This window comes from Rhodococcus sp. IEGM 1408 (assembly GCF_033142235.1).
Taxonomy (GTDB): Bacteria; Actinomycetota; Actinomycetes; order Mycobacteriales; family Mycobacteriaceae; genus Dietzia.
In genome coordinates, this window is record NZ_JAWLRW010000040.1 from 1 (window position 1) to 729 (window position 729).

The 729-nt window shown below is 68.0% G+C and carries 1 protein-coding gene; it reads right to left on the bottom strand.

The genetic code is table 11. The annotated features are described in order from the left end of the window. A partial coding sequence (mobF, locus tag R4P08_RS18390) for a MobF family relaxase (protein WP_317815308.1) occupies positions 1-729 on the bottom strand: 729 nt, incomplete at both ends.

Here is a 729-nt window from a genome sequence, read left to right on the forward strand (position 1 = left end):
GTGCGAGCCACTTGGTGGTGCCGTCGGGCATCGTGGCGGCGACCTTGTTGCTGATCGCGACGTGGGTGTGCAGGTTCGGATCCCCCGCGCGTGAATCACGGTGGGTGAACTGTGCGGCGATCAAACCGTTGCCGTCGACCTGCGCCACTCCCCCGGTCCCGACGCGGGTGAAGCAAGCGTGCTTCTCCAGGTACGTCACCGCGGCGGCGATCGCGGACTCGTGTGCAGCTTCGATCTGTTCCGCGACCTCGCGCGGGGCGACGGCCCACAATGCCGACACCGATTTCACCGGTGTGAACGTCAAGTCGAAACCGGCCACAGCGCTGGTTTTCTGCCGGCCGACCTTGGCCACCCACCCGGACAGTTCCCGTTCGTCGGCCGGAGCGCGTCCGTACTCCTTTGCGAACATTTTCGATCCGACATCGGTGCGGATCCGCGCGCGGTCGGCGTCGTCGATCGCCGCGTTCCACTTCTGCCCGCGTGCGAGATTGTGCGCCACGAACGCCTCCGCGCACGCCACCCGATACGCGGTCGCGCCGGAGTCGATCTTGAACGCCCGGCCCAGTTTCGCCGACCGGGCGGCGTCGGCCTGGGACGCGCCTTGGGCGAGTGCCAGCTCGAACATCAGGTCCGCGTTCGGGTGCAGTCCTTCACCGAACAGGGCCTTCATCTGCGCTTCGGACACCTGCTGGCCTGCCGCGACCGACCCCAGACCAGCGAGGCCGGCCC